At 64.4% G+C, this 15,265-nt stretch carries 14 protein-coding genes; 9 read left to right on the forward strand and 5 right to left on the reverse strand.

The window, feature by feature from the left end:
• Window positions 1-76 precede the first annotated feature (76 nt).
• Entirely contained in the window at window positions 77-661 is a 585-nt protein-coding gene (locus LB535_RS08190; protein ID WP_140840394.1) for a nitroreductase, read from the forward strand.
• A 74-nt stretch (window positions 662-735) separates the two neighbouring features.
• Window positions 736-1,410 (forward strand): methyltransferase family protein, encoded by a 675-nt coding sequence (locus LB535_RS08195; protein ID WP_224631827.1) that lies wholly within the window; start codon window positions 736-738, stop codon window positions 1,408-1,410.
• Between the two features lie 2 nt (window positions 1,411-1,412).
• Here the strand turns inward: LB535_RS08195 and LB535_RS08200 are convergent, their stop codons facing one another.
• Window positions 1,413-2,294 carry an HpcH/HpaI aldolase/citrate lyase family protein gene (locus tag LB535_RS08200; protein WP_224631828.1) on the reverse strand — a complete coding sequence of 294 codons (882 nt, stop codon included), beginning with the start codon at window positions 2,292-2,294 and terminating at the stop codon, window positions 1,413-1,415.
• Window positions 2,294-2,746 carry a MaoC family dehydratase gene (locus tag LB535_RS08205; RefSeq protein ID WP_224631829.1) on the reverse strand — a complete coding sequence of 151 codons (453 nt, stop codon included), beginning with the start codon at window positions 2,744-2,746 and terminating at the stop codon, window positions 2,294-2,296. Before LB535_RS08205 ends, LB535_RS08200 begins: the two co-directional genes overlap by 1 nt.
• Before the next feature lie 152 nt (window positions 2,747-2,898).
• Here LB535_RS08205 and LB535_RS08210 point away from each other — a divergent pair, with 152 nt between their 5' ends.
• On the forward strand, window positions 2,899-4,020 hold the full coding sequence (locus LB535_RS08210) for a DUF2336 domain-containing protein (RefSeq protein WP_224631830.1): 1,122 nt from the start codon (window positions 2,899-2,901) through the stop codon (window positions 4,018-4,020).
• 16 nt (window positions 4,021-4,036) lie between these two features.
• Here LB535_RS08210 and LB535_RS08215 read toward each other — a convergent pair whose 3' ends face one another.
• The 3 genes from LB535_RS08215 to parE all read right to left on the reverse strand — a co-directional run bounded on the left by LB535_RS08215 (window position 4,037) and on the right by parE (window position 8,733).
• Window positions 4,037-4,474, reverse strand: a complete 438-nt coding sequence (locus tag LB535_RS08215; protein ID WP_224631831.1) for a VOC family protein — start codon at window positions 4,472-4,474, stop codon at window positions 4,037-4,039.
• 80 nt (window positions 4,475-4,554) lie between these two features.
• Window positions 4,555-6,636, reverse strand: a complete 2,082-nt coding sequence (locus LB535_RS08220) for an FUSC family protein (protein ID WP_224631832.1) — start codon at window positions 6,634-6,636, stop codon at window positions 4,555-4,557.
• 42 nt (window positions 6,637-6,678) lie between these two features.
• Window positions 6,679-8,733: a DNA topoisomerase IV subunit B gene (parE, locus tag LB535_RS08225; RefSeq protein WP_224631833.1), complete on the reverse strand. Its 2,055-nt coding sequence runs from the start codon at window positions 8,731-8,733 to the stop codon at window positions 6,679-6,681.
• A gap of 255 nt (window positions 8,734-8,988) precedes the next feature.
• On the opposite strand from parE, the gene cpaB reads away from it, so the two are divergent.
• Genes cpaB through LB535_RS28975 form a run of 6 tightly spaced genes read left to right on the forward strand, consistent with a single transcriptional unit; the run spans window position 8,989 to window position 15,264 of the window.
• Window positions 8,989-9,903, forward strand: a complete 915-nt coding sequence (gene cpaB, locus LB535_RS08230; RefSeq protein WP_224525372.1) for a Flp pilus assembly protein CpaB — start codon at window positions 8,989-8,991, stop codon at window positions 9,901-9,903.
• A gap of 29 nt (window positions 9,904-9,932) precedes the next feature.
• Window positions 9,933-11,372, forward strand: a complete 1,440-nt coding sequence (locus tag LB535_RS08235; RefSeq protein WP_224631834.1) for a type II and III secretion system protein family protein — start codon at window positions 9,933-9,935, stop codon at window positions 11,370-11,372.
• Window positions 11,373-11,375: 3 nt separating this feature from the next.
• On the forward strand, window positions 11,376-11,648 hold the full coding sequence (locus LB535_RS08240) for a hypothetical protein (protein ID WP_095765077.1): 273 nt from the start codon (window positions 11,376-11,378) through the stop codon (window positions 11,646-11,648).
• Between the two features lie 13 nt (window positions 11,649-11,661).
• Window positions 11,662-12,876, forward strand: coding sequence for a CpaE family protein (locus tag LB535_RS08245; RefSeq protein WP_095765078.1), 1,215 nt, complete (start codon window positions 11,662-11,664; stop codon window positions 12,874-12,876).
• The gene (locus tag LB535_RS08250) at window positions 12,873-14,294 is read left to right on the forward strand and encodes a CpaF family protein (RefSeq protein WP_140840376.1); all 1,422 of its coding nucleotides are present in this window, start codon (window positions 12,873-12,875) and stop codon (window positions 14,292-14,294) included. Before LB535_RS08245 ends, LB535_RS08250 begins: the two co-directional genes overlap by 4 nt.
• Window positions 14,295-14,298: 4 nt before the next feature.
• Complete coding sequence (locus tag LB535_RS28975) at window positions 14,299-15,264, forward strand: type II secretion system F family protein (protein WP_095765080.1); 966 nt, start codon at window positions 14,299-14,301, stop codon at window positions 15,262-15,264.
• Window position 15,265: the final 1 nt, after the last annotated feature.

Here is a 15,265-nt window from a genome sequence, read left to right on the forward strand (position 1 = left end):
GCCACCGCCCGAGCCGCCCGACCTCCCGATGGCGTGCTTCAGCTCAAAATCGAATGCCTTCAGGAGACTTGCGCCCATGGCGTCGCCGATCATCGACTTTCTGCTCACCCGCAATTCTGCGCCGATCCCCGACCTCAAGGAGCCGGCGCCGAGCGATGCCGAGATCGCGACGATGATCGCGGCCGCCTCGCGCGTTCCCGACCACGGCCGGCTCGAGCCATGGCGGTTCATCCTTTATCGCGGCGAGGCGCGCATCGAGATCGGCAAGAAGCTGGCGGCACTTGCCGAACAGCGCGAGGGGCCGCTGCCGGAAGGCCGGCGCAACCAGGAACTGGCGCGCTTCTCACGCGCGCCGCTGGTGATCGGCGTCGTGTCGGTACCAAAGGAGAACCCGAAGATCCCGCAATGGGAGATGTTCCTGTCGGGCGGCATGGCGGCGATGAACCTGATGATCGCGGCGAACGCGCTGGGCTATGGCACCAACATGATCAGCAACTGGTATTCCGACGTTCCGGAGGGCAGGGCAATCCTCGGACTGTCGCCGCAGGAGCGTGTCATCGGCTTCGTCCACATCGGCTCCTATCAGGGGCCGGCGCCGGAGCGACCGCGGCCCGATCCGGCAAAGCTCTATGCCGATTACGCCGGTCCCTGGGCCGGTTAGGATTATTTGTGGTTTTCGGAGGAAACGGCGCGGCGGGCGGCCAATAGCGGCGGGGACATCACGGGAAGGTTGTCATGATCTCGAGATTGGTTTTCCAGACATTCGTATGGTTCGGCATCATGGGCGTGCTGCTGTTTCTGTCGGCCGGCACGCTGCACTGGACCGGAGCTTGGGTGTACATAGTCGTGATGGTCGGGCTGAGCCTTACGATGGGCATTGCGCTCGCATGGCGCGATCCAGGTCTGATGAATGAGCGTCTCCGCCCGCCGATCCAGAAGACCCAGACGCCTGCCGACAAGATATTGCTGAGCATATTGCTGCTCGGCATCTTCGCCTGGTTGGCCCTGATGGGGCTCGACTTCCGTTTCGGCTGGTCGGCAGCTCCCGTCTGGGTGCGGGTGGTCGGCGTGCTGGTCCTGCTCGTAGGTATCTGGATCTGCTATCTCACTATGCTGGAAAACAGCTTCGCTGCACCTGTCGTGAAGATCCAGGACGAGCGCGGGCAGAAGGTGATCACGACCGGCCCATACAGTTATGTCCGCCATCCGATGTATGCCGGCGCCATACTTTATTTCGCCGGCACGGCGCTGCTGCTTGGTTCCTGGTGGGGACTGGCGTCGGTGCTTGTCTTCATCGTCCTGCTCGGCATCCGCACCTTCATCGAGGAAAAGACGTTGCGAACCGGCCTGCAGGGCTATGACGTTTATGCCGCGCGCGTGCGCTACAAGCTGATTCCGATGGTCTGGTAACCTCAGGCAAGGCTGCCCGCCGCCCTGGCGCGGGCCAATAAACGCTCGGCCAGACGCAAATGCGGCCTGTCATACATCTTGCCGTCGATGCCGACGACGCCCGGATTTCCCGCCGCCGCGAAGGCATCGACGATCGCCCGCGATCGCGCGACCGCTTCGGCGGACGGCGTGAAGGCGGCATTGATGACCGGCACCTGCGCCGGATGGATCGCCATCTTGCCGGTGAAGCCGTCGCGCTCGGCCTCGCGGCATTCCTTCTCGAGGGCGGCCATGTCGCGGAAATCGGGAAAGACGGTGTCGATGGCGGCGACTTCGGCCGCGCCGGCCGCCAGAATGGTCATGGTCCGCGTCAGACGAAACACGTCGGTGTAGCGGCCGCTCTCGTCGCGGGTCGCGCGCGCGCCGATCGCCGCGGACAAATCCTCCGCGCCCCAGGTCAGGCCGGCAAGCCGCGCGCTTGCGCCGGCATAGCTCGCCGCCGCCAGCACGCCCGCCGCGGTCTCGGTGATGATCGGCAGGATTCTTATGGCGCCGTCCGGAAGCCCGTTCTCGGCCTCGTGCACGCGCAGCTTTGCCGCCAGCTGCTGGACGTCTTGCCCGCTGTTCGACTTCGGCAGCATGATGCCGTCGGGCTTCGCCACGACGAGCGCCGCAAGATCGGCGTCGGTCAGGCCGGTGGAAAGATCGTTGACCCGCACATAGATTGCCGAACCCGTCCGGTGCCTTTGGCTGGAGATGAAACCGGCTGCGGTCGCGCGTGCCGCTGCCTTGCTGGCGGCGGCGACCGAATCCTCGAGATCGACGATGACCACGTCGGCGCCGGCCTCGAATACCTTTTCCAGCTTGCGCTCGGAATCGCCGGGCACGAACAGCAGCGAGCGCATCAGGCCGCCTTCCTCAGCATCATTGCCTGCCTGGTGCATTTGGCGACAAGAACGTCATTCTGATTGTAGGCGCGGTGCTCGAACTCGACGATGCCCCGATCGGGTTTCGACTTGGAGTCGCGCACGGAGATAACCGTCGTCTCGACCCGGATGGTGTCGCCGTGAAAGACGGGGTGCGGAAACACCGTTTCCTTCATGCCGAGATTGGCGACCGTGGTGCCGACGGTGATGTCGTTCACCGAGATGCCGATCATCAGGCCGAGCGTGAACAGCGAATTCACCAGCGGCCTGCCCCATTCGGTTTTCGCGGCAAAGTCGAAATCGATGTGCAAGGGCTGCGGGTTCAACGTCATCACCGAAAACAGCATGTTGTCGCTCTCGGTCACGGTCTTGCGCAGCGTGTGGCGGAAGACATGGCCGACGACAAACTCTTCCAGATAAAGCCCGGCCATGGTTCGATTTCCTCCGATGTCCTTGCTTGATAGGCGTTGGCTGCGCCCCCATCAAGCCGGTTAAGAAACATGGTGAACCGTTCGTAAACCATTTGCAGCCTACCGTTCACAACGGGGCCGGGACCTTTCCGGCAAGGGCGCAGCTGGTCGGCATGGTTGTTTCGCATTTTCTAAAATGGATTGATACGGCAAGGGTTTCCGAGCGTGCCGCCGCCGCGAGCGCGCTGGCACGCGCCTATGTCAACTCCGATCTGCCGTTCGAGGATCGCTGTGCCGCCGAGGCGGCGCTGACGCTGCTTCTGGACGACGCTTCGTCCAAGGTGCGCCTGGCGCTTGCCGAGGCGCTGTCGATGAGCCATCACGCGCCGCCGCAGGTGATCAGCGCCTTGGCCGCCGACCAGCCGGAAGTGGCGGCGCTGGTGCTCGCGCGTTCGCCGCTGCTTACCGACGCCGATCTGGTCGAGCGCGTCGCCTGCGGCCAGAAGGTGACGCAGAAGCTGATCGCCAACCGTCCGGTCGTCTCGATGTCGCTGGCGGCGGCGATCGCCGAGATCGGCGAACCGGAAGCCTGCGCCGCGCTGATCGGCAACAGCGGCGCCGAGATCGCTTCGCTGAGCTTCCGCCGCATGGCCGAGCGGCACGGCCACCTGCCGCTGGTGCGCGAGGCGCTGATTGCCGATCGGCGCCTGCCGGCCGACTGCCGGCACATGTTGCTGGTCAAGCTCGGCGAGACCTTGAAAGGTTCGCCGCTGGTGCTGGCGATGATGGGGGCGGCGCGCGCCGATCGCGTCCTGCGTGATGCCTGCGTGAAAGCCTCGGTGACGCTGATCGAGGGAACGCGCATGGAGGAGCATGCGGCGCTGATCGAGCATTTGCGGCTGCGCGGCGACCTCACCGCCGGTTTCATCATCCGCACCATCGCGCATGGCAAGGTGGACTTCTTCGGCTCGACGCTGGTGGCCTTAGCCCGACAATCCGAGCAACGGGTGACGGCACTTCTCGCCGGCGGGCACGACGTTGCGCTGCAGGCGCTGTTCCGCAGCGCCGGGCTTGCGCCGGCCACGCATGGCATCATCCTGAGGGCGCTGAAAGTCTGGCGCGAGGTCGCCAATGGCCGGCGTGTCGCCGGCGTGCAGGAAGTGAGCTGGCTGATGCTGAAGGAACTCGGCGGCCAAGCGGCCGAGGGCGATCTCGCAGGGCTGGTGAAGTCGATCCATCTCGACGCGCTGCGCGAAAACGCGCGCGGACATGCGCTGGCCATCGCCGCGGCCTAGGGACACATATCAGGCCTCAGCTGAGTTCCTGGGCGAGTCCTATGAGAAGCCCTTCAGGCCCACGGATATAGCAAAGCCGATACGCGTCCTTATACCGGACGACTTCGCCGACGAGCTCGGCGCCGCGCTTGCGGAGCCTCTCAATCGTGTCGTCGATGTCGTCCACGGCGAACATGACGCGGAGGTAACCCAATGCGTTCACCGGGGCATTGCGGTGATCCGCGATGACGGGCGGCTTGATGAAGCGGGACAGCTCGAGTCGGCTGTGGCCGTCGGGCGTGCGCATCATGGCGATCTCGACGTGCTGATCGCCGAGCCCGGTGACACGCCCGGCCCATTCTCCTTCGATCGTGGCACGCCCTTCGAGTTCAAGGCCAAGCTCACGAAAGAAATCAACCGTCGCGTCGAGGTCTTCAACGACGATTCCGATGTTGTCCATCCGCTTGAGCGCCATGTGTCCACCCTAAAAGGTGTCGACCAGTCCAGCAAGGACCCATTCTCGGGAAGGCCCAAACCAGACACGTCCCGAGGCGGTTAAGCGCGACCCTTCGCAAAGAAATCCGGGTAATCTTCCATCGCCGCGGCAATGATGCGCAGCGAGGCGGCGATCTGCAGTATTTCGAGCCGATCGCTGCGTTGGGCGATGCTGGCCGCGTATTGCCTCGCCACCGCGATGGTCGCGGTCTGCGGCTCGCCCGGTTGCCGAAACAGCAATTCGCGCGCCAGGGCGCGCAGGAAATTGCCGATGGACTCGACTGTTTCATGCGGAACGGCGGAGTTCAGTTGCGCGTGGCGCAGCCGCAGCACTTCCAGTCCGACGGTGACGGCCGCGATGCTTCCGCCGAGAATGGGATCGCCCTTGCGGCCCGTCCGCTGGACCTGCGGCATCAACTGATTGATCCGGTCATAGGCGAGGCTTTCGAAGGCCGAACGGCGGGGAATGCGCTCATGCAGGCAAAGCCGGGCCAGGTCCTCGCGCATCGCCTGCGAGATGCGCTCCACGGTGACCCAGGGATCGGCGGGCAGCACGACAATGAAGACGCCGATGGCAATCAGGATGCCGACCAGGATCGAGGCCGAGCCGGCGAAGAACGGCCCGGGGTCGTAGATCATCTGCTGATGCGGGCTGAGGAAGGCGAGGAAGTTGATGGCGAAGGCGGTGGCGACGCCGACATGGCGCGGATTGGCCATGCCGAGCGCTGCGGGCACCAGGATCGGCACGACGAAGAGGGTGAACCAGCCGAAGCCCGGCAGCGCCGGCAGCGCGACCTGGCCGACAAGGAAGGCAAAAGGCAGCGCGATCAGCGTGCCGGTGAAAAAACCCCAGGCGGACTGCACGGGATCTGGGCGCGATGCGAACAGGCTGGAGACGACGGCGACGAGGATGACGGTGCCGGCGGCTTCCGACCATCTGGTCGTCAGCCAAAAAATCGCCACGAGCAACGTCGCCAGCGCGGCGCGCACGGCATTGCGCCATGCGGCCTGGTAGTCGCGGTGGACAACCAGCGCCGGCTGGCCCCGCTCGCTCGATTTGCTGGAGACAGGCGAGCGAAGCGCCTCCAGCCCGCGCATCACCTGCTTCAGCGCCTCGGCGAAATCGCCGGCGATGGTCAGTCGGGTGATGGTGCCGACCTTGTCTTCGCCGTTATCCTTGGAGCCGGTATCGTTGGGCAGTTCGGGCATCTCCCTGGCCTTGCTCGCGATCGCGTCGAGCCGCGCCACCCAGGGCCCGGTATCGTCGAGCGCGCCGGGCGTCGCCGCCAGTTCGCCGACGAAGGCTTTCAATTCGCTGCGCACGGGAATGAGCGCCGCGTTCTTCGGCCTGCGGTGGCTGTGCAACGCGCGCGCCGCCGAAAGCGCCCACAGAAGCTGGCCGATCGTGCGCCGCACCGGGTGGGCGCGAGTGGCGAAGCTCGGCGCCTCCAGCCGCGCATAGGTGCGCATCTCAGCGAGCGTCTGGGCATCGGCGATCAGCTTGCGCTGGAGCGCGGCGAGGCTCGCCGGGTCGCCGCCGGAAAAGGCGCCGCCGGCATATTCGGCGAGGTCGTGGATGCTGCGCTTCAACCTGGAAATGATAGCGTCGGCTGCGAGCTTTGGCAGGATCAACCGGCTGGTCACGCCGGCGCAGACGATGCCGAGCACGATCTCGGCGCAACGCGCGACGGCGAGGTCGACGAGAATATGCGGTTGTCCGAGGGCCGGCAGGCTGATGATCATCGCCGTGTAGCCGGCAAGCGCGGCGCCATAGGCTTCCGGATTGCGCAACAGCGACGAGACCAGCGTGCAGACGCCGATCCAGAGCGCCAGCACGGTGACAAGCAGCCACGGGTCGGCGCCGAACAGTGAAGTGATGCCGACTGCGGCGAGACCGCCGGCCAGCGTGCCGAGCAGCCGGTAGAAGCCCTTTGCCAGCACCATGCCGGCGACCGGCTGCGCGACGATGAACACCGTCATCATCGCCCATTGCGGGTGATCGAGCTTCAGCGCATAGGCGGCAAGCAGCGCGACCAGTCCAGCCGAAACCGTGCGCAGGGCAAAAATCCAGTCCGAACGGGTCGGCTGCGTCAGACCGCTTAAGGGTGTCTCGACAAGCTCTTTAAACCGCGTCCAGGTCACACCGGGTCTCCGTGCCGGAGCCTGTTATGGACCGGACGGCGTTCAGATATCCAGCACGTCCGTCTCGGCGAATTCGGCGCGCTCCTGGATGAAGCGGAAACGCGCCTCAGGTTTGGTGCCCATCAGCGCATCGACGGCATCCTTGGTGGCCTGCTCGGCGTCGATCACGTCGACCCTCAAAAGCGTGCGCTTCCTCGGATCCATCGTGGTCTCCTTGAGCTGTGAGGCCATCATCTCGCCCAGGCCCTTGAAGCGGCCGATCTCGACCTTGCCGCGCCCGGTGAACTCGGTGCGCAGCAGTTCGTCCTTGTGCGCGTCGTCGCGGGCGTAGCCGACCTTGCCGCCTTGCCGGATCGAATAGAGCGGCGGCACGGCCATGTAGAGATGGCCGCCGCGGATCAGGTTCGGCATCTCCTGATAGAAGAAGGTGATCAGCAACGAAGCGATGTGCGCGCCGTCGACGTCGGCGTCGGTCATGATGATCACGCGGTCGTAGCGCAGATCCTCGTCGCGATATTTGGAACGCGTGCCGCAGCCGAGCGCCTGGATGAGATCGGAAATCTGCTGGTTGGCGGCAAGCTTGTCGTTGCCGGCGGAGGCGACATTGAGAATCTTGCCGCGCAGCGGCAGCACTGCCTGGCTGGCGCGGTCGCGCGCCTGCTTGGCCGAGCCGCCGGCCGAGTCGCCCTCGACGATAAAGATCTCGGCGCCGGCGGCGGCGTTCTGCGTGCAGTCGGCAAGCTTGCCCGGAAGGCGCAGCTTGCGCACCGCGCTTTTGCGGGAGACTTCCTTTTCCTGGCGGCGCCGCACGCGTTCGTCGGCGCGCGCGATGACCCAGTCCAGAAGCTTGGAGGCTTCCTGCGGATTGTCTGCCAGCCAGTGGTCGAACGGGTCGCGAAGGGCGTTTTCGACGATGCGCATTGCCTCGATCGTCGCCAGCCTGTCCTTGGTCTGGCCGACGAATTCCGGCTCGCGGATGAACACCGACAGCATGCCGGCGGCCGAGATCATCACGTCATCGGTGGTGATGATCGAAGCGCGCTTGTTGCCGATGAGATCGGCGTAAGCGCGCAACCCGCGCGTCAGCACGTTGCGGAAGCCGGCCTCATGCGTGCCGCCTTCGGGGGTCGGAATGGTGTTGCAATAGGAGTTGAGGAAACCGTCGCCGCCGAACCAGGTCACAGCCCATTCGAGCGAACCGTGGCCGCCCTGCTTGTCGCTCTTCCCGGCGAAAACCTCGCGCGTGACCTGGAATTCGTCGCCCAGCGTCGCCTTGAGATAGTCCTTGAGGCCGCCGGGGAAATGGAACTCGGCCTTTGCCGGCGTCTGATCCTTGTCCTTGATCAGCGACGGATCGCAGGTCCAGCGGATCTCGACGCCGCCGAACAGATAGGCCTTCGAGCGCGTCATGCGGTAAAGGCGCGCCGGTTCGAAGGCGGCGCCCTTGCCGAAAATCTGCTCGTCAGGATGGAAACGGGTCTTCGTGCCGCGGCGGTTGTGGACCTCGCCGAGATGCTCCAATCCACTGACCGGGACGCCGCGCGAAAAACGCTGCCGGTAGAGCTGACGACCCCGCGCGACCTCGACCTCGAGGTGGTCGGACAGCGCATTGACGACCGAGACGCCGACGCCGTGCAAGCCGCCGGAGGTCTCGTAAACCTTGGAGTCGAACTTGCCGCCCGAATGCAGCGTGGTCATGATGACTTCGAGCGCTGGCTTCTTGAATTTCGGATGCGGATCGACCGGGATGCCGCGGCCGTTGTCGGTGACGGTCAGGAAGCCGTCGGCAGAAAGCTCGACGTCGATGAAGGTGGCGTGGCCGGCCACCGCTTCGTCCATCGAATTGTCGATGACCTCGGCGAACAGGTGATGCATGGCCTTGTCGTCGGTGCCGCCGATATACATGCCCGGACGGCGCCGCACCGGCTCGAGCCCTTCCAGCACCTCGATATCGGCGGCGCTGTAGCCCTCGCTGCCGTCGCGGGCGGCGGTCGAACGCTTCGCGGCCTGCACCAGCGGATCGGCGGGCCGCGAGGGCGCGCGCACTTGCTGTGCCGGCTTTTCCATCTTGCCGAAGAGGTCGTTGTTGTCGTCCATGCGAGGCCTAGCGTCCGGTAATACGAATCATTCGTGGATACTGCCACGCTTTTGGCGGGCGAACGAGTTCCTGTTCCGTTCAGGGATTCAAACTGTCTCTTATTCCAAAACCATTCGATAACCAAGCCGGCCGAAATAGGGCGGTTGGCGGGTCGCGGGATTCCTGATTCTTTAACATTAACGCCTAGCGTGAGGCCCAACCAACAAAAGACCACGGGCGTCAGGGGTTCCATTGTGAGGGGCAGGGCCATAACCATGATCGGCATCGCCGCCGTTTTCGGCGCGATCTCGATCTTTGCGGCGGATTTCTGGGTCAAGAGCCAGGCGAAGGCTCAGGCCGAGGTCAAGGTCGTCGTGGCGCCGCAGCAGCCCAAGGTCGAGTTCAAGACCATCGTGGTGGCGCAAGCGCCGCTGCGCTACGGCATGGAGCTTGGACGGCCGCAACTCGCCGAGATTCCGTGGCCGCAGGATTCGCTGCCGCAGGGCGCTTTCCCGACAATCGACAAGCTGCTTGCGGACGGCAGCCGGGTCGTGCTGTCGCCGATCGAGGTCAACGAACCGGTGCTGCTCACCAAGCTGTCGGGACCGAACGGCCGCGCCACGCTTTCCAACATGCTGTCGGCGGGAATGCGGGCCGTCACCATCCGCACCGACGAGATCGCCGGCGTCGGCGGCTTCATCACGCCGGGAGACCGCGTCGACGTCGTGCTGACGCGCGATGCTGGGGACATCCAGGAAGTGTCCAAGAATGCTCAAGGGGCTGCCGGCTCGACCGTTACGTCCGAGATCGTTGTCTCCGATGCCAAGGTGCTCTCGGTCGGACAGGGCGCCGATGAACGCAAGACCGAGCCGCAAGTCGCCAATTCGGTGACCATCGAGGTGACCAACGACGGGGCGCAGAAGGTGGCGCTTGCCCGCACCGTCGGCACGCTGTCGTTGTCGCTGCGGTCGGCCGCCGACGCCAGCGCCAGCGAAAGCGGGCTGACGACCATCTCGTCCTTCGGCGGTTCGGTTGCCGCAAATGCGCAGGCGAGCGCCGCCTCGCTCGTCAATGCGGTGACGAAGGACCAGGACGAGCCGAAATTCAAGACGGTGATCGTGACGCGCGGCGACAAGGTCGAGGAATACAAGGTTCCTTCGCGGCAACCGCCGCAGGAACTGCAGCAATAGCCGGTGGGGACCGGCGGGGACGGGGCAGGATGTTCGGGTTTGATACATTTCGGACGACCGGGGGATGGCGTCTTCTCGGCGTGATTGCGCTGGCGGCGACAGTGCTTGCCGTCGCCGCGCCGGCAAGGGCGGGCAATGACGTCGTCTATGTCTCGGCGAACAAGAACGCCTCGATCAAGGTCGCCAAGGGCAAGCCGAAGACGATCATGACGAGCGCCGCCTTCTACCAGATCGTCATCGGCGATCCGGAGATCGCCAACGTCAACCCGCTGACCGACAAATCCTTCTATGTGCTCGGCAACAACCTGGGTACCACCGGCATTGCCCTGTTCGACCAGAACAAGCAGCTTGTCGGCACCATCGACATCGAGGTGACGCTGGACACCGACCAGCTTGCCAGCACCATCCGCGCCAGCGTTCCCGACGCCAAGATCAAGGTCGGCTCGGCGAACGGGCGCGTCGTGCTGTCGGGCGAAGCCGACGATGCGGTCGCCGCCGACAAAGCCAGCAAGATTGCGTCACGCTTTTCCGGCAATGAGGAAGTCATCAACTCGGTCAACATCTCGTCCTCGCAGCAGGTTCAGCTCAATGTCCGATTCGTCGAGATCAACCGCCAGGCCGGCCAGGACCTCGGCGCCAAATACGCCGCCAATTTCGCCTATGGCATCGGCAACCGCAAAGTCGTGCTGAACCCGGATGGAGGAGACCTGACGGCTGCCGGAACAGGCGAGATCATCGGCAGCTTGCTGTCGAACGGCGTTTCCATCGACATCGCCATCAAGGCGCTGGAGGAACGCGGCCTGGCGCGACGGCTGGCGGAGCCGAACCTAATCGCGCGTTCGGGCCAGACGGCGAGCTTCCTTGCCGGCGGCGAATTCCCGATCCCGGTTTCCGAAGACAATGGCAAGATCAGCGTCACCTACAAGAAGTACGGCGTAGGCCTCGATTTCACGCCGACGGTGCTGAAGGACGGGCTGGTCAGCCTCGACATCGCGCCGGAAGTGTCCTCGATCGACCCGTCCGCTTCCATCCAGGTCAGCAGCGGCATTTCCATTCCGGCTTTCATCGTGCGCCGCGCCAGGACATCGGTCGACCTCAAGAACGGCCAGAGCTTCATGATCGCCGGCCTCCTGCAGTCGCAGAACGACATCACGACATCGCGGGTGCCGGGGATCGGCAAGCTGCCGGTGCTCGGCCCGCTGTTTTCCTCGAAGTCCTATCAGCGGCGCGAGACCGATCTGGTGATCATCGTCACGCCCTACCTGGTCAAGCCGGTCGATCCCTCGAAGAAGATGGTCGAGCCGACCGACGGCACCCAGCCGGCAAGTCCCGCCGACTATTTCCTGAACAACACCGAAGAAGTGAACGCCTCGGCGTCAAAGCGTCCGGTGGCGCTGGCTGACGGCAGCGCCGCCCGCCCGGTGGCTGCCGCCACGTCCGGCCACTTTCTCGATCTGCCAAAGGATTAAGGCATGCGCATCCCCGTTTGCATCGCTCTGCTGCTCGCCGGTTTCGCCGGCGGTTGCACCAGCGACGACTATGTACGCGCCGAAGGGGTGACCTTGGCGGCCGGCAACGCGCAGGCATCCAACACTGCCATGCAGATGGTCGATCCCTGGAAGTACGGCGTGCAGAACACAAGGCTTCTGGTGCCGGCCCAGCGTCCGGGTTCCGAGAGCGCTGGCGTCGGTGCGAAGGCCAGCTCCGTGTCGTCACCGACGACATCATCAACAACATCGAATTGATGGGCTGGCGAGGATGGCATCTGGCAGCAAGACCAAGAAGATCCTGCTCGTTTCGACGGACAGGACGTTCTTGCAGGACACGCGGACGGCTTTTGCGGCCTCCGAGGTCATCGAGCTTCTGACGCTGGAAAAGAGCGTCAACGAACTGCGCGGCGAGATCCTCGAGGCGGACTTCGGCACGGTCATCGTCGACATGGATGCAGCCAAGCTCGAGGAAATCGAGTCGCTGCAGCGTGTCATGCGGCGGCTGGAAGGCAGCGTTCCGGTGGTCGTCGTCACCCAGGAATTCAACGCGGCGGCGGTACGCATCCTGGTGCAGCTCAAGGTCGCCGATTTCCTGGTCAAGCCGATCACCACGGCCGACCTCGTGCGTTCCGTCATCCGTGCGCTGCAAGGACCGGGGCGAGAAGAGAATACCGAATCGCATATCTATACGTTCATGCCGGCAGCCGGCGGCGTCGGCACCACCACGCTCGCCTTGCAGACGGCCTTCCAGCTGCATCATTCGGTGATGCGGGGCGCCTCGACCTGCGTCGTCGACCTCAATTTCCAGCAGGGCGCCTGCGCCGAATATCTCGACCTCGAACCGCGCTTCGACATCACCGAAATCGAGAACCAGCCGGAGCGCCTCGACCGGCAACTGCTCGACGTGATGCTGTCCAAGCATGCGAGCGGGCTGTGCGTGCTTGCCGCGCCGACGCGACCCTCGGACATGCGCTCGTTCAAGACCGATGTCGTGGTGCGCATGCTCGACCTCGTGGCGGCCTATTTCGACAATGTCGTCATCGACATGCCGCGCACCTGGTTCCCCTGGACCGAGACGGTGCTGCTGGGTTCCAACAAGCTCTATATCGTCGCCGAGATGACGGTGCCCTGCCTGCGCCATACGCAGCGTCTCATCCAGGCCGTGTATGAGACCGCCGGCAAGGAAGTGAAGCCCAACGTCATCGTCAACCGCTTCGAGCAGAAGATGTTCGACAACGGCATCAAGCAGGCCGACGTTCAGGAGATACTCGGCGAGCATTTCGTCGGCGGCATCTCCAACAATTACCGGCTGGTGCGCGAGGCGGTCGACCGCGGCGTACCGCTGCACGCCATCGACCCCAACGCCAATGTCGTCAACGACCTGAAGAAGATCATCCTGCCCGAGGAGGCCGTCCAGACGATCGCCAAGTCGAGGTCGCTGTTCGGCCTGGGCAAAGGCTTGCTGAAGAGGAAGGCAGGATGACCAGCCGCTTCTCCAACCTGCAGAGCCGCGACGTCCGCCCGCAGCGGGCGCCCGAACCCGCGCCGGTCACGCACAATGCAGTGATCATCCCGACGACCCGCAAACCGGCGCCGCCCAGGCCTGAGGCAGCCCCCGCAAAGAGCGCCAACAAGGTGCTGGACGCACGCGTGCGCATCCATCGCATGCTGCTCGAGGAGATCAACCTCGTGGCGCTGGAGCGGCTGCCCCGGGATGAAATGCGCCGGCAGGTGCATGATTTCGTCTCGGAAAAGACGCGCCAGGAGCGGATGGCAATCAACAATGCCGAGCTCGACGCCCTGGTCGATGACATCGTCGACGAGATGGTTGGCCTCGGCCCGCTGGAGCCGCTGCTCAAGGATCCCGAGATCAACGATATCCTGATCAATGGCCACCAGAACTGCTTCGTCGAAAAGCGCGGCAAGCTGCAGCAGGTCCACATCCCGTTCAAGGACGAGGCGCATCTGCTTAGAATCATTAATAAAATCGTCGCGGCGGTCGGCCGCCGCGTCGATGAATCTCAGCCCATGGTCGACGCCCGGATGCTCGACGGCTCGCGCTTCAACGCGGCGATCCGCCCCGTCGGCGTCGACGGCCCGCTGGTGTCGATCCGCAAGTTCTCCAAGAACAAGCTCGGCCTGCACAAGCTCGTCGAATTCGGCGCCATCACCCAGAACATGGCCGAGGTGCTGGCGGCGGCGGTGCATGCCCGCAAGACCACGATCATCTCCGGCGGCACCGGCACGGGCAAGACGACGATGCTCAACGCTTTGTCGGCCTTCATTCCGGAAGACGAGCGCCTGATCACCATCGAGGACGCGGCCGAGCTGCAATTGCAGCAGCCGCATGTCGCGCGCATGGAGACGCGTCCGGCCAACATCGAGGGCCAGGGCGAATTGAAGCAGCGCGACCTGGTCAAGAACGCGCTGCGCATGCGCCCCGACCGCGTCATCCTCGGCGAATGTCGCGGCGAGGAAGCCTTCGACATGCTGCAGGCAATGAACACCGGCCATGAAGGCTCGATGGCCACCATCCATGCCAACACGCCGCGCGATGCCATCTCGCGTCTGGAACAGATGCTCGGGATGACCGGCATGCCGATGACCGTGCAGTCGATCCGCAGCCAGATCTCCAGCGCCATCGACATCATCGTCCAGCTGACGCGCCTTTCCGACGGCAAGCGCAAGGTGACCAGCGTCGCCGAAGTGACCGGCATGGAAGGCGACGTCATCCAGATGCAGGAGATATTCCGTTTCGTGCGCACCGGCATGGAGGCGGACGGAAAGATCCTCGGCCACTTCGAGGCGACCGGCATCCGCCCGCGCTTCCTCGAGGACCTGCGCAACATGGGCATCGAATTCCCGGGCAAGTATTTCGAACCCGGCCGGCCGCAGGACTAGGCCGGTGTTCGAGGGATTCAGCCCGGTCTACGTCGTCTACGCCGCGGCGGCGCTCACCGGCATCATGATCGCCGAGGGCCTTTATCTGCTCTATGCCGGGCGCAGCGACAAGCGCACGGCCATCAACCGCCGCATGAAGCTCGCGGAGAACAAGATCAGCCAGGAGCAGGTGCTGATCCAACTGCGCAAGGAACGCGGGATCGACGGCGGCACCTCCATCTTTTCCCTCGACCGCTTCCGCGCCCTGCGCACGCAGTCCGGCATAAGCACGCCGCTGCCGAAATTCCTGACGATCACATCGGGGATCGCTCTCGCCCTGGCGCTCGTGGCGATCTGGAAGGGCTTGCCGCTCCTGTTCGGCCTTATCCTGCTTCTCTTGCTGTTGCCGGTGTTGCCGGTCATGGCATTGCGCTGGATGCGCAAGCGCCGGCACAAGCGTTTCGGGATGCAACTGCCTGAGGCGCTTGAATTGATCACGCGCGGGCTGAAGGCAGGCCATCCGGTGCCGGTGGCGATTGCCATGGTGTCGCGCGAGATGGCCGATCCGATCGGCACCGAGTTCGGCGTCGTGGCCGACGAGGTGACCTACGGCTCCGACCTGGTCTCGGCGTTGAACAATCTTTTCGACCGGGTGGGGCATGAGGACTTGCCGCTGTTCGTCACGGCGGTCTCGATCCAGAGCAGTTCGGGCGGCAATCTGCGCGAGATCCTCGATGGCCTGTCGGCGACGATCCGCGACCGCGGCAAGCTGCGCCGCAAGGTGCGCGCCATTTCGACGGAAGGGCGCATGTCGGCTTACATCCTGACCGCGGTGCCAGTGCTTCTGTTCACCGCCATCATGGTGCTGATGCCGCAGTTCTATCAGGATGTCTGGGACGTGCCGAAGACCTGGTACATGATGGGCGGCTCCATCATCTGGCTGCTGCTCGGCAACGCCATCATGTTCAAGATGTCGAATTTCAGGTTCTGAG

The sequence above is a fragment of the Mesorhizobium sp. CA10 genome, assembly GCF_020165285.1.
Lineage (GTDB): Bacteria > Pseudomonadota > Alphaproteobacteria > Rhizobiales > Rhizobiaceae > Mesorhizobium.

Bases quoted from the DNA above. Each gene is read 5' to 3' on its own strand.
- LB535_RS08235 (WP_224631834.1), top strand. From the start codon at position 9,933: ATGTTCGGGTTTGATACATTTCGGACGACCGGGGGATGGCGTCTTCTC.
- parE (WP_224631833.1), bottom strand. From the start codon at position 8,733: ATGGACGACAACAACGACCTCTTCGGCAAGATGGAAAAGCCGGCACAG.
- LB535_RS08250 (WP_140840376.1), top strand. From the start codon at position 12,873: ATGACCAGCCGCTTCTCCAACCTGCAGAGCCGCGACGTCCGCCCGCAG.
- LB535_RS08210 (WP_224631830.1), top strand. From the start codon at position 2,899: ATGGTTGTTTCGCATTTTCTAAAATGGATTGATACGGCAAGGGTTTCC.
- LB535_RS08200 (WP_224631828.1), bottom strand. From the start codon at position 2,294: ATGCGCTCGCTGCTGTTCGTGCCCGGCGATTCCGAGCGCAAGCTGGAA.
- LB535_RS08190 (WP_140840394.1), top strand. From the start codon at position 77: ATGGCGTCGCCGATCATCGACTTTCTGCTCACCCGCAATTCTGCGCCG.
- LB535_RS08245 (WP_095765078.1), top strand. From the start codon at position 11,662: ATGGCATCTGGCAGCAAGACCAAGAAGATCCTGCTCGTTTCGACGGAC.
- cpaB (WP_224525372.1), top strand. From the start codon at position 8,989: ATGATCGGCATCGCCGCCGTTTTCGGCGCGATCTCGATCTTTGCGGCG.
- LB535_RS08195 (WP_224631827.1), top strand. From the start codon at position 736: ATGATCTCGAGATTGGTTTTCCAGACATTCGTATGGTTCGGCATCATG.
- LB535_RS08240 (WP_095765077.1), top strand. From the start codon at position 11,376: ATGCGCATCCCCGTTTGCATCGCTCTGCTGCTCGCCGGTTTCGCCGGC.
- LB535_RS08215 (WP_224631831.1), bottom strand. From the start codon at position 4,474: ATGGCGCTCAAGCGGATGGACAACATCGGAATCGTCGTTGAAGACCTC.
- LB535_RS08205 (WP_224631829.1), bottom strand. From the start codon at position 2,746: ATGGCCGGGCTTTATCTGGAAGAGTTTGTCGTCGGCCATGTCTTCCGC.